This window comes from Devosia sp. (genome assembly GCF_028290645.1).
In the GTDB taxonomy this organism is placed as follows: Bacteria; Pseudomonadota; Alphaproteobacteria; order Rhizobiales; family Devosiaceae; genus Devosia_A.
The window spans coordinates 1-11,773 of sequence record NZ_JAQGJL010000334.1; the positions used below are offsets into that span (position 1 = coordinate 1).

Genomic DNA, 11,773 nt, shown 5'->3' on the forward strand with positions numbered 1-11,773 from the left:
GCGCTGCGCAATCGCGGCCTTGCCGACCGCAAGCCGCCGGCCGGCGAAACGCTCGAGACCCGGCCCGTCGCAGGCTGATTGCGCCGGCCGCGCCATGGTTCTAGGTTCCCCGCACCAAAGCGGGAACCAACCCAATGCCCTTCCTCCCCCAGGAAGTCATAGCCCGCAAGCGCGACGGCCTCGCCCTCACGGCCGGCGAAATCGGCGCCTTCATCTCCGGCCTCACCGACGGCGCGGTCTCCCACGCCCAGGCCGCCGCCTTCGCCATGGCGGTGTTCTTCCGCGACATGACCACCCCCGAGCGCGTCGCCCTCACTGAGGCGATGCGCGACAGTGGCACCGTGCTCGATTGGTCCGATCTCGATGGCGCGGTCGTCGACAAGCATTCGACCGGCGGGGTAGGGGACAACACCTCGCTGCTGCTGGCGCCGATCCTCGCCGCCTGCGGCGTCTACGTGCCGATGATTTCGGGCCGCGGCCTCGGCCATACCGGCGGCACGCTCGACAAGTTCGATTCCATCCCCGGCTACACCACCAGCCCGGACAACGAACTGTTCCGCAAGGTCGTGCGCGAAGCCGGCTGCGCCATCATCGGCCAGACCGCCGACCTCGCCCCCGCCGACAAGATCCTTTATTCGATCCGCGACGTCACCGGCACGGTCGAATCCATCCCGCTGATCACCGCCTCGATCCTCAGTAAGAAGCTCGCCGCCGGCCTCGGCGCGCTGATCCTCGACGTGAAAACCGGCTCCGGCGCCTTCATGCCGACGCTGGAGAAATCCCGCGCGCTGGCCGAAAGCCTCGTCTCGGTCGCCAACGGCGCCGGCCTCCGCACCGCCGCGCTGATCACCGACATGAACGAGCCGCTGGCCTCCGCCGCCGGCAACGCGCTCGAAATCCGCAACGCCGTCGATTTCCTCACCGGCCGGCACCAGGACCCGCGCCTCCGGGAAGTCACCCTGGCCCTCAGCGCCGCCGCCCTGCAGCTCAGCGGCTATGACGGCGATGCCGCCGTGGCAGTCGAAACGGCGCTCGCCAGTGGCAAGGCCACCGAGCACTTCTCCAAGATGGTGGCACTGCTCGGCGGCCCCGCCGATTTCGTCGACAACATGGATGTGCACCTGTCCCCCGCACCCATCGTGCGTGATATCCTCGCACCGGTCGCCGGCACGATCACCGCCATCGACACGCGCGGTGTCGGCATGGGTGTGGTCGCCCTCGGCGGTGGGCGCCGCCTCCCTACCGACAGCATCGATTTCGCGGTCGGTTTCGACCAAATCCTTGGTCTTGGGGCCGAAATCGACGTTCAGACAGTGTTGTGCCGCGTTCATGCACGCGACGAAGATATGGCAGCAGATGCGACCCAACGGTTCCTGGCCGCCTACACGATCTCGGATTCGGCCGGACAAAATCACCCGCTGATCGCCGACTACGTTCCGCCCACGGAGGCCTGAGCCATGCCCCGCGCCATCCTCTGCATTCTCGACAGCTTCGGCATCGGCGGCGCGCCGGACGCCGCCGACTATGCCGATGTCGGCGCCGATACGCTGGGCCACATCGCTGCCAACTACCGGATATCGCTGCCGAATCTGGACGCGCTCGGCCTCGGTGCCGCAGCGCAGTTCTCTACCGGCGAGCTCCCGCGTGGCCTCACCGACCAGCCGAGGGGCGGTCGCTGGGGCGTCGGGCGGGAGGTGTCGAAGGGCAAGGATACGCCGTCGGGGCACTGGGAGATTGCCGGCGTGCCGGTGCCGTTCGAGTGGGGCTACTTCCCGCTGACGGAGCCCACTTTCCCGCCCGAGCTGATCGCTCAACTGATTGAAAAATCAGGAATTCCCGGCATCCTCGGCAACAAGCACGCGTCGGGCACTACCATCATCGCCGAGCTTGGCGAGGAGTCGATCCGCACCGGCAAGCCGATCTGCTACACCTCGGTGGACAGCGTCTTCCAGATCGCCGCGCACGAGCAGCACTTCGGTCTCGATCGCCTCTACGAACTCTGCAGGACGGCCTTCGAACTCACCGCGCCGCTGAACATCGGCCGCGTCATCGCCCGCCCCTTCGTCGGCGAAAACGCCAATGATTTCAAGCGCACCGGCAATCGCCGCGACTTCGCCATCCCGCCGCCCGAGCCGACTTTGCTCGATCGCGCCAAGGCCGCCGGCCGGCAGGTCTATGCCATCGGCAAGGTCTCCGACATCTATGCCGGCCACGGCGTCACCCACAAGATCAAGGCGACCGGCAACATGGCGCTGTTCGATCGCACCCTCGAGGCCATGGAAATGGCCGAGAACGGCGCCTTCGTCATGGTCAACTTCGTCGATTTCGATCAGGAATACGGCCACCGCCGCGATGTGCCGGGCTATGCGCAAGCCCTTGAAGCCTTTGACAAACGCCTGCCCGAACTGATCGCCGCGCTGCGTCCCGACGATCTCCTCATCCTCACTGCCGACCACGGCAACGATCCGACCTGGCGCGGCTCCGACCACACCCGCGAACAGGTGCCGATTCTGGTCTTTTCCCCAGCCCTCAGCCCCGGAACCATTGGCATCCGCCCGAGCTTCGCGGATATAGGGGAAAGCATCGCCCGCTGGCTTGGCCTCGCGCCCGGACCGCACGGGAAATCCTTCCTCTAGACTACGAGGCCTCCATGCGTGGCGTAACGGTCGTCGACCACCCGCTGATCCAGCACAAGCTGACCATCATGCGCGACAAGGATACCTCGATTGCGGGATTCCGCAGACTTTTGAGGGAGATAGCCCACCTCATGTGCTACGAGGTGACGCGCGACCTCGAACTCGAAATGATCGAGATCGAGACCCCGATGACGCGCATGCAGGCGCCCACCATCAAGGGCAAGAAGCTGGTCTTTGCGTCGATCCTGCGCGCCGGCAATGGCCTGCTCGACGGCATGCTTGATCTCGTGCCGGCGGCCCGTGTCGCCCATATCGGCATCTATCGCGACCACGAGACGCTGCAGCCGGTCGAGTACTATTTCAAGGCGCCGTCCGAGCTCGACAACCGGCTGATCATCGTCGTCGACCCGATGCTGGCGACGGCAAATTCGTCAATCGCCGCAATAGATAAGCTCAAGGAGCGCGGCGCCAACAACATCCGGTTCCTCTGCCTCCTCGCCGCCCCCGAGGGCATCGAGAAATTCTCCGCCGCCCACCCGGACGTCCCGATCTACACCGCCGCCATCGACAGCCATCTCAACGAGAAGGGCTACATCATCCCCGGCCTCGGCGACGCCGGCGACCGCATGTACGGCACGAAGTAGGTCCTCACGCGCTGGTCGCGCTCCGGACGGGGCGCGCCACGCGCGGTGTCCTCGCTGCGCTCGTCCGGGGCTGCACTGGTGCGCCCCACCCACCAGCCGAGGTAGTGGTGATTTCGGCGTGTCACAGCACAAAATTACCCGCAGACCGCGCTGCAAATGCACCCTGACGGGGCTGTAAATGCATGCCAAAGACGCGTGCAAGTGCAACCTTTGGCTACCGATAGGTCATGAACTTCTGCCAGTCGCCGGACGCGGTGGGCCTCAGGCCTTCTTCAGCGGCAGGCCCAGCCCGATCAGCTCCTTCCGGAGCGATTTCGGATCGGTGAAATGGATCGCGTGCATGCCGAATTTGCGCGCCGAGATGACGTTCGGCTCGCTGTCGTCGATGAACACGCAGCTCTCGGGCGCCATGCCGTAACGCTCGCAGAGGACGCGGTAGAGGCGGGGATCGGGCTTTACCAGTCCCTCGAGGCCCGAGACCACCACGCCGTCGAACTTTTCGAGGAAGGGCCATTCCGGAAGGCAGCTCACCCACTTTTCCCACGAGAAGTTGGTGATGGCGAAGGTCGGTATGTCCTGCGCGATCAGTTCGTCATGGATGTCGGCCGTACCGGTGATGAACTCGCCGACGGTCTCTTTCCAGCGCAGGTCGAAGGCCTGGATCTCGCGCCAGTAGCGCGGATGGCGGGTGATCAGCTTGGCGACGCCCTCGGCGAAGATGTCGCCGGCGTCGAACTCGAGGTTCCAGTCCCTGGTGCAGATATTGTCCCAGAACCACTGCGCTTCCTCCTCGGTTTCGAAGAGCTTGCGGAACAGGAACATGGGGTTCCAGTCGACGAACACCCCACCGAGGTCGAAGACTGGAATGAGCGTATCTTGCATCGGCTGGCCTCGTCGTGGAACGCGCCCGGCCTATGGCATGCCTCGGTTGCGGCGGCAAGCTCAGCCGTTGGTATCGAGGGCGATCTCGCCGTCGAAGCGGGGCAGGAAGTATTCCACGTGCCTGAGGTTGATGGTCTCGGGGAACACATAGCCGATGAACGACCGGTGCGGGTAGGTAACCTCCGAGGCGATCAGCCAGCCGCTGGCCCCGCGTGCCAGTTCGTTGATCCTGCTGTCGGCATCGAGCGGATATTCGTCGTCCGCATTCCTGTCGTCGGCCCCGTAGCCCTTGCTCCACTTGACCGTGGCCACCCCCTCGGCATCGAGCTGCAGCAGCGACACCACCACGGTGAGCCCGGCGGTGGTGTAGGGCTGCATGATCGTCGCGGTCGCTGCATAGTAGTCGTCGAGCCTTGAGAGCAGGATCGTGTCCTTCTCGCGCGAGACGAGGTCCGCCATGGTGCTGGCGACCGTCGCCACCTTGCGGTCCGCCGCGTAGAGGGTCGCGGCTTCCACGGTGCCCAGATAGAGCGTGATCAGCAGCGGCAGGATCAGCGCGAATTCCACCGCCGCGACCGCTTCGACGTCGCGGCAAAAACGCCTGAGCCGGGACAGCATCACGTGCAATCGCTACACGCGAACGGTTCGTTCTTGAACACCCGCGCCGCACCCAGCAGGCGCGTGCCGTCCGGCAACGTGTCGAAGTTGAAGCCCGGGAAGTTCAGGATGGTGGGCCACTTGTAATAAGCCCGCACCAGGATGACATCGCCGCCAGTCCCGGGCACGTAGTCGTCCTCCAGGGTCCACTGGCAACCCTCGGGCTCGCATTCGTCGCCGATCTGCAATGGATAGCCGGTGGAGGCAGCGGCGAAGTCCGCGATTACCGACACGTTGACACGCAATCTGCCGTCGCCGGGGTCGCAATCGAACATTCCGTAGAGACCGTCGCAAATGGCGTTGCGGAAGTCGTCCGGCGTATATGGCGGCGTGCTTGACTGCGCCTGTCCGGTCCGGATCAGCCGCGCCGAATCCTGGACCGCGCTGTCGAGGATCTGCCCGGCAAGAAATATCATCGAAGTCTCGAGGATCGCCGTGACGATGGTGAAGAACGGCAGCGCCAGGATACCGAACTCGACGACCGTTACGCCGCCCTCGTCGCGGCCGAAGGCGCGCCCCCGGCGAATGGCCGGCGACAGGAGCTTTCTCAGCCATTGGGTGCGCATGGACATCTGGCCGCTGCATTCCGTTCGCTGGCGGCAAGGTAACGGGCAGGGCCTATCGATTGGTTAGTGACGTGCCTGCATTTGCAGCGGACAGGACGGCGTGGTTAACGCCGGGTTATTGCGCGGCGGCGGCGGAAGACACGGCCTGGGAGGACCCGATCGTCGTGCCGGTATAGCCGGTATCGTCGCCCAGCATGATGATCGGCTGGCACACCGGTTCACAGGCGAGGCTGGTCCGCTTGTCACCCAAATAGACGGTGACGAGCCCGGCCTGCTCCTGCACCACTTCGATCATGGTGTCGGCAATCGGGTTACCCTCGTTGTCGAGCACGATGAGATTGGTCTGTCCGTAGCTCTTGCCGGTCAGCACCAGCGTCTGCGGGTCCTGGATGGTGACATCGGCGATCCCGGGGTTGCCGATGATCACGGTGGAGGCCGGCGCATTGATCCTCAGGATCCGCGCCATGTTGACCTTGACGCTTACCGGCGCGCTATCCGCCAGCGCCGCCCCTGAAGCGAGCAGGGACGCGAAAGCAAGGGCGACAAGGCTGAAGCGGAACGGCATGATGGACCTTGGGAACGGTACTCGAACGCCAATAGAGTGTTGCTCGGAATGGTGAACAATTCGCAAATGCGCCCTTCCCGGCGACCGGGGCTCGACGCGCCTGTATTCATCGCCAACGCGGATTGCTGACCCGGGGGTTATACTTCGAGCTCCTTCGCGACAATTGTCCGCAGCGCTTTAACGATCTGCTCAGCATGCAAAAAAGCCTTGCAGTCCGGGGCTTTGCGGGGACTCGTATTAACTCAATGTCAAGAGGTGGGGACTAGCGTGACCACATGTTCGATGTGTGACGTGTCGAACGGTGCTGACGCATCACAAGATGCGGTCACAAGATGACGTGTGCAAGGAGCCAATAAATGAACACTGTCGCTCGTTTCGTAAATGACGAATCCGGCGCCACCGCGATCGAGTACGGCCTGATTGCCGCGCTCATCGCCGTTGGCATCATCGTCGCCGCCACCGCCCTCGGCGGTAGCCTGTCTGGCCTGTTCAACGGCATTTCCAGCCGCCTGGACACCGTCGATATCCCCGCCGCGACGCCTGCTGGCGGCTGATAAGTCCATCAAGCTGCGACTATCGAAGGGGACCCGTCCGGGTCCCCTTCTTCTTTTCAGCTTTCTTAACCACGACGCGCTGAAGCTGCCACCGGGCGCCGACTCCCGGCGCTGATCGCAACCATCGGCCGAGCATGCCCACCTACCTCACCATTCCGCTCCTGTTTGTGTTTCCGCTGCTGATGGCCTACGCGGCCTCTTCGGACCTGCTGACCATGCGGATCTCGAACCGGTTGATCCTGCTGCTGGTGGCAGGCTTCCTGGCCGTCGCGCTACTGGCCGGGCTGTCGCTCGAGACCATCGGCATGCACCTCGCCGCAGCGGCGATCGTCCTCGTCGTGTCGTTCACCTTCTTCGCGCTGCGCTGGATCGGCGGGGGCGATGCCAAGCTGATCGCGGCGACGACGCTGTGGTTCGGCTTCCCCTCGATGCTGCAATATCTGCTGTTCGCCTCGCTCCTGGGTGGCGCGCTGACCCTGTCGCTGCTCGCCGTGCGCCGCTGGCCGCTGCCGCTGCAGCTGAAGCAGGTCGCCTGGATCGACCGGCTGCACGATGCCCAGACCGGCGTGCCCTACGGCATCGCCCTCGCCGCGGCCGGACTGCTGGTTTATCCGACCGGCATCATCTTTCAGCGGCTGATCGGCTGAAAGTCTTCAGGCAACAGGCCGTTAACCGTAATTGACAAGCATCGATTAACCAAACTTTGACCCTTTGCCTCGATAGTCGACGACAAGTGTAACCGGGCGCGTTTCGGGCCCAGTCGTGTGGAGTTGAGGCGATGGGAGTCTCGCGTATCATCCTGCTGGTCGTGGCTCTGCTGGCGGGCGGCCTCGCGGCCTTCCTCGCCGTCAGGGGCAGCGCTCCGCAGCAGGTCGTGGTCGCGGGGCCAACCCAGGTCGTCGAAGAGAAGAAGGCCAAGATCCTCGTCGCCAAGGGCGCCATCGGGGTGGGCCAGCGGCTGGGCAAGGACACCATCGAGTGGCAGGACTGGCCCGAGCTCGCGGTCCGCGACGAGTATATCACCGAGGCCGAGCTTCCCGATGCGCTGATCCAGATGAACGGCGCGGTGGCCCGCTTCGAGATTTTCCCCGGCGAGCCGGTCTCCGAACAGAAGCTGGTGCGTTCCGACCAGGGATACCTGTCCGCCGTGCTCGCCAAGGGCATGCGCGGGGTCTCCGTTCCCGTAAGGGCCGACGCCGCTGCCGGCGGCTTCGTCGTGCCCAATGACCGGGTCGACGTGGTGCTGACGCGCGGCGGCGTCACCCAGACCATTCTCGCCAACGTCAAGATACTGGCCATCGGCACCCGGCTGGGCCAGGTCGATCCATCGCCTAAGGACGAGGAGGCCAAAGGGGCGAAGGCCGATGTCTTCCAGGGCGGCACGATTGCGACGCTCGAGCTGACGCCGGCGCAGGGCGAGCTCATCATCAATTCGGCCAAGCTCGGTACGCTCTCCGTAGTGCTGCGCTCCATTGCCGATTTCGCCCAGTTGCCCGGCGACAGCCTGCGGAACGAAGCAAGCCGCGCCATCCGCATGATCCGCTTCGGCAAGGACCAGAGCTTCATGCCGGCCGATGCCGGCGCCCCTGCAGCCGTGGATCAGGCCTCGTTCGAGGAAACCACGCCGCCCGACGAGGTGATCGAGGAACCCGCCCCGGTCGACGAGCCGCCCGTCGACGAGACCAGCCCGGAAGGGCAGCCCGAATGATGCGTGAGGATTACCTGATGTCTCCGGCTCCCACCGCCCGCTCACCCCGCGGCCTCCTCGCCGACACCCTGCGCCTGATGGCGGCCGCGGTCGCCGTCGGTGCGGTCCTGGGTCTCGCGCCGCTCGGCCTTGGCCAGGCAGAGGGCGCCGATACCACCCATATCAGGATCAGCGCCGCCTCGTTCGGCTCCACGCAGCCGGTGAGCATGAGCCTCAACAAGTCGATGATCATCGACTTTCCGGTCGACGTGCAGGAAGTGATCGTTTCCCAGCCCGCCGTCGCCAACGCGTTCCTGCGGTCCAAGCGCCGCGCCGTGCTGCAGGCGGTCGGGTCGGGCGATACCAACATCTTCTTTCTCGATTCCACCGGGCGCACCATCGTCGTGCTCGACGTCAGCACCATGGGCACCAACACCGGCAGCGGCGGCTCGAACGTCGCCGCGGTGCTGCGCGACACCTTCGCGAGGGTGATGCCCAATTCCGACATCGAGGTGGAGACGGTGGCGCTGGTCGACGGCGACGGCAACACCATCAACCGCGTCGTGCTGTCCGGACATGCCGGCAGCTCCGACGATGCGGACAAGGCGATGTCGATCGCGTCGCAGTTCGCCGGTTCGCCCGACAACGTGACCAGCGTGGTCACCGTCGAGGGGCCGCAGCAGGTGATGCTGAAGGTGACGATCGCCGAGGTGAACCGCAGCCTCGCCAAGCAGTTCGGCATCGACCTGTCCGGCAGCTACTCGAGCGGCGGGCTGACCACCAGCTTCGTCAGCACCCAGCCGCTGGGCGGCGCGTCGAACCTGTTCACCGACAACGGCGTCAAGCTCGGCGTGGATGTCGCGGGGCTCAGCATCGATGCCCAGATTCGGGCGATGGAGCAGCGCGGGGCGGCGCGCACCCTGGCCGAGCCGCTGCTGACCGCCGTCTCCGGCCAGTCGGCCGACTTCACCGCCGGCGGCCAGTTCCCCGTCCCGACCAGCGTTTCGGACACCGGGGAAGTATCGGTCACGTACAAGGACTTCGGCGTCAACCTGGCCTTCACCCCGGTCATCAAGTCCAATGGCAAGATCGGCCTCGTGGTCGAGACCTCGAGCAGCGAACTGAGCGCCGAAGGCAGCATTACCGTGGGCCGCATGACCTTGCCCGGCATTAAGCAGCGCAAGGCGCGGACCTCGGTCGAGATCGGCGCCGGCCAGACCCTCGCCATCGGCGGCCTGATCCAGGACCAGACGAGGACGCAAATCCACCGGTTGCCGGGCCTCGGCGACATACCGATCCTCGGCACGCTGTTCCGCTCGCGCGATTTCATCCGCTCGCAAACCGAGCTGGTGATCCTCGTGACGCCGTACCTCGCCAGGGCGACAGACGAGAAACCGCAATTGCCGACCGACCAGATGCAGTTCGCTAACGATGCCGAGTCTATCTTCCTCGGCCATATCGAGACGATGTACGGCGTCGGCCCCGCCGGCACCCGCGGCAGCTATGACGGGTCCGTCGGCTTCCTGCTGGATTGATGGAGTGCAGTTGTAATGAGTTTCCTCTCCCGCGATAACGGCGGTTCGGCCGAGGAGCCCGCCGTCGAGGTGGCGAACGGCGCCCGGCTGATCCCGCGCATCACCATCCAGGCGTTCTGCGAGCACTCGCAGACCGCCCAGCTGGTCGAATCCGCCGTGCACGACCGCCGCATGTCGAAGGTGGCGCTCACCACCCATAACGGCGGGCTCGAAGGCGCCATCGAGACCTACAAGGCCAACCCGACCCCGAACCTGATCATCGTCGAGACCTCGGCGCGGCCCGAGGAAATTCCTTCGGGGCTCGAGCGCCTCGCCGAAGTCTGCGATGCGTCGACGAGGCTGATCGTCCTCGGTCACGTCAACGACGTGCTGCTCTATCGCGAGCTGATCCGCTCCGGGGTGTCCGAATACATTGTCCTGCCCGCTTCGGCGCAGTCGATCGTCTCCGCCATCACCGAACTCTTCGCCGCCGAAGGCGCGGCGCCGATCGGCCGCACCATCGGCTTTCTCTCGGCCAAGGGCGGCGCCGGCGGCTCCACCGTTTCGCACAATGTCGCCTGGGCGATCAGCCAGCATTTGCGTCAGGATACGCTGATCCTCGACATGGACCTCGCCTTCGGCACCGCCGGGCTGAACTTCAACCAGGATCCGCCGCACGGCATTGCCGACGCCCTCGGCAACAGCCAGAAGATGGACGGCACCATGCTGGACCGGCTGGCCAGCAAGGCGGCCAACCACGTCAATCTGCTGACCGCTCCGGTGGTGCTCGACCGCACCTTCGATTTCGAGGAGCGCGAGTTCGAGCAGATCGTCGAGCTGAGCCAGAAGTCGACCCCGATCGTCGTCCTCGATATCCCGCACATCTGGAGCGCCTGGGTCCGCCACACCCTCGCGACCATCGACGAGGTGATCATCGTCGCCGAGCCGGACCTGGCGAACCTCAGGAACGCCAAGAACCTCTCGGACACCATCAAGGCGCTGCGCCCCTCCGAAAGCGAGCCGCTGCTGGTCATCAACAAGGTGGGGATGCCCCGCCGTCCCGAGATCGCGCCCAACGAGTTCGCGACCTCGGTCGAGTGCCGGCTGCTCGGTCAGATCGCGTTCGATGCGGCGACCTTCGGCACCGCCGCCAACAATGGCCAGATGATCGCAGAAGTCTCCGCCAACAACCGCGCCAACGAGGTGTTCCGCCAGATCGGCATGCACGTCACCGGCCGCAACGCCCCGGAAAAGAGCGCCTCGAAGGCCTCGAGCCTCAAGCTCCCGTCCTTTCTGAAGAAGAAGCGCGCCTGAAAGGCCAGTCTCGATGTTCGGAAAGCGTACCAGTTTCGGCGGCAACACTCCCGGCGCCGCGCAACCGCCCCGCCCGGCGATAGCGCCGGTTGTTCCTGCCGCGTCGAGACAGGAGGTCTCGCGACTCACCGATACCTCCAAGCGCGGCGGGGACGACACGGTCATCGACGTCCGCAGTCCCGAGGCGGCGACGCGCGACAAGGAGTATTTCCAGACCAAGTCGGCGATCTTCAACGCCCTGATCGATTCGATCGACCTGAGCCAGCTCGCCACCATGGAGCAGGAGACGGCGCGCGAGGAAATCCGCGACATCGTCGCCGAGATCATCGCGCTCAAGTCGATCATCATGTCGATCTCCGAGCAGGAAGACCTGCTCGAGGACATCTGCAACGACGTGCTGGGCTACGGCCCGCTCGAGCCGCTGCTGGCGCGCGACGACATCGCCGACATCATGGTGAACGGGTCGCAGCGCTGCTACATCGAGGTCGGCGGCAAGGTGAAGCTCACCAATGTCCGCTTCCGCGACGACGCCCACCTGATGAATGTCTGCCAGCGCATCGTCAGCCAGGTCGGCCGCCGCGTCGACGAAAGCTCTCCGATCTGCGATGCCCGACTGCCGGACGGCAGCCGCGTCAACGTCATCGCCCCGCCGCTCGCCATCGATGGCGCTGCGCTCACCATCCGCAAGTTCAAGAAGGACAAGCTGACCCTCCAGCAGCTGGTCAAGTACGGCTCGATCTCGCCCGAGGGCGCC

At 65.1% G+C, this 11,773-nt stretch carries 13 protein-coding genes; 9 read left to right on the forward strand and 4 right to left on the reverse strand.

Features of this window, described 5'->3' with window-relative positions; all coding sequences use genetic code 11:
* The first annotated feature begins 134 nt into the window (after positions 1–134).
* Genes deoA through upp form a run of 3 tightly spaced genes read left to right on the forward strand, consistent with a single transcriptional unit; the run spans position 135 to position 3,280 of the window.
* The gene (deoA, locus tag JWQ89_RS17795) at positions 135–1,454 is read left to right on the forward strand and encodes a thymidine phosphorylase (RefSeq protein WP_299643135.1); all 1,320 of its coding nucleotides are present in this window, start codon (positions 135–137) and stop codon (positions 1,452–1,454) included.
* A 3-nt stretch (positions 1,455–1,457) separates the two neighbouring features.
* On the forward strand, positions 1,458–2,636 hold the full coding sequence (locus tag JWQ89_RS17800; RefSeq protein ID WP_299643137.1) for a phosphopentomutase: 1,179 nt from the start codon (positions 1,458–1,460) through the stop codon (positions 2,634–2,636).
* Positions 2,637–2,650: 14 nt separating this feature from the next.
* Positions 2,651–3,280, forward strand: a complete 630-nt coding sequence (upp, locus tag JWQ89_RS17805; protein ID WP_299643139.1) for a uracil phosphoribosyltransferase — start codon at positions 2,651–2,653, stop codon at positions 3,278–3,280.
* A gap of 261 nt (positions 3,281–3,541) precedes the next feature.
* On the opposite strand, the gene JWQ89_RS17810 is transcribed toward upp, so the two are convergent.
* The 4 genes from JWQ89_RS17810 to JWQ89_RS17825 form a co-directional block, all read right to left on the reverse strand.
* On the reverse strand, positions 3,542–4,162 hold the full coding sequence (locus JWQ89_RS17810; protein WP_299643140.1) for an HAD family phosphatase: 621 nt from the start codon (positions 4,160–4,162) through the stop codon (positions 3,542–3,544).
* Positions 4,163–4,222: 60 nt separating this feature from the next.
* Positions 4,223–4,780, reverse strand: a complete 558-nt coding sequence (locus tag JWQ89_RS17815) for a TadE/TadG family type IV pilus assembly protein (RefSeq protein WP_299643142.1) — start codon at positions 4,778–4,780, stop codon at positions 4,223–4,225.
* On the reverse strand, positions 4,780–5,391 hold the full coding sequence (locus JWQ89_RS17820) for a TadE/TadG family type IV pilus assembly protein (RefSeq protein WP_299643144.1): 612 nt from the start codon (positions 5,389–5,391) through the stop codon (positions 4,780–4,782). The genes JWQ89_RS17815 and JWQ89_RS17820 overlap by 1 nt, the downstream gene beginning before the upstream one ends.
* Positions 5,392–5,500: 109 nt before the next feature.
* Positions 5,501–5,950 (reverse strand): pilus assembly protein N-terminal domain-containing protein, encoded by a 450-nt coding sequence (locus JWQ89_RS17825; protein ID WP_299643146.1) that lies wholly within the window; start codon positions 5,948–5,950, stop codon positions 5,501–5,503.
* Positions 5,951–6,306: 356 nt separating this feature from the next.
* Here JWQ89_RS17825 and JWQ89_RS17830 point away from each other — a divergent pair, with 356 nt between their 5' ends.
* The 6 genes from JWQ89_RS17830 to JWQ89_RS17855 all read left to right on the forward strand — a co-directional run.
* Positions 6,307–6,504 (forward strand): Flp family type IVb pilin, encoded by a 198-nt coding sequence (locus tag JWQ89_RS17830; protein WP_299643148.1) that lies wholly within the window; start codon positions 6,307–6,309, stop codon positions 6,502–6,504.
* A 134-nt stretch (positions 6,505–6,638) separates the two neighbouring features.
* The gene (locus JWQ89_RS17835) at positions 6,639–7,151 is read left to right on the forward strand and encodes a prepilin peptidase (RefSeq protein ID WP_299643150.1); all 513 of its coding nucleotides are present in this window, start codon (positions 6,639–6,641) and stop codon (positions 7,149–7,151) included.
* Positions 7,152–7,282: 131 nt separating this feature from the next.
* Positions 7,283–8,212, forward strand: a complete 930-nt coding sequence (gene cpaB / locus JWQ89_RS17840) for a Flp pilus assembly protein CpaB (protein WP_299643151.1) — start codon at positions 7,283–7,285, stop codon at positions 8,210–8,212.
* 17 nt (positions 8,213–8,229) lie between these two features.
* Positions 8,230–9,726, forward strand: coding sequence for a type II and III secretion system protein family protein (locus JWQ89_RS17845; protein WP_299643153.1), 1,497 nt, complete (start codon positions 8,230–8,232; stop codon positions 9,724–9,726).
* 15 nt (positions 9,727–9,741) lie between these two features.
* On the forward strand, positions 9,742–11,019 hold the full coding sequence (locus JWQ89_RS17850) for an AAA family ATPase (protein WP_299643154.1): 1,278 nt from the start codon (positions 9,742–9,744) through the stop codon (positions 11,017–11,019).
* 13 nt (positions 11,020–11,032) lie between these two features.
* On the forward strand, positions 11,033–11,773 hold a 741-nt coding region (locus JWQ89_RS17855; RefSeq protein WP_299643156.1), incomplete at its 3' end, for an ATPase, T2SS/T4P/T4SS family.

Excerpts from the sequence above, each read along its gene's own strand:
- JWQ89_RS17845 (WP_299643153.1), top strand. The coding sequence starts at position 8,230 with ATGTCTCCGGCTCCCACCGCCCGCTCACCCCGCGGCCTCCTCGCCGAC.
- JWQ89_RS17835 (WP_299643150.1), top strand. The coding sequence starts at position 6,639 with ATGCCCACCTACCTCACCATTCCGCTCCTGTTTGTGTTTCCGCTGCTG.
- JWQ89_RS17815 (WP_299643142.1), bottom strand. The coding sequence starts at position 4,780 with ATGCTGTCCCGGCTCAGGCGTTTTTGCCGCGACGTCGAAGCGGTCGCG.
- JWQ89_RS17810 (WP_299643140.1), bottom strand. The coding sequence starts at position 4,162 with ATGCAAGATACGCTCATTCCAGTCTTCGACCTCGGTGGGGTGTTCGTC.
- JWQ89_RS17820 (WP_299643144.1), bottom strand. The coding sequence starts at position 5,391 with ATGTCCATGCGCACCCAATGGCTGAGAAAGCTCCTGTCGCCGGCCATT.
- JWQ89_RS17830 (WP_299643148.1), top strand. The coding sequence starts at position 6,307 with ATGAACACTGTCGCTCGTTTCGTAAATGACGAATCCGGCGCCACCGCG.
- upp (WP_299643139.1), top strand. The coding sequence starts at position 2,651 with ATGCGTGGCGTAACGGTCGTCGACCACCCGCTGATCCAGCACAAGCTG.
- JWQ89_RS17800 (WP_299643137.1), top strand. The coding sequence starts at position 1,458 with ATGCCCCGCGCCATCCTCTGCATTCTCGACAGCTTCGGCATCGGCGGC.
- cpaB (WP_299643151.1), top strand. The coding sequence starts at position 7,283 with ATGGGAGTCTCGCGTATCATCCTGCTGGTCGTGGCTCTGCTGGCGGGC.
- JWQ89_RS17850 (WP_299643154.1), top strand. The coding sequence starts at position 9,742 with ATGAGTTTCCTCTCCCGCGATAACGGCGGTTCGGCCGAGGAGCCCGCC.
- JWQ89_RS17825 (WP_299643146.1), bottom strand. The coding sequence starts at position 5,950 with ATGCCGTTCCGCTTCAGCCTTGTCGCCCTTGCTTTCGCGTCCCTGCTC.
- deoA (WP_299643135.1), top strand. The coding sequence starts at position 135 with ATGCCCTTCCTCCCCCAGGAAGTCATAGCCCGCAAGCGCGACGGCCTC.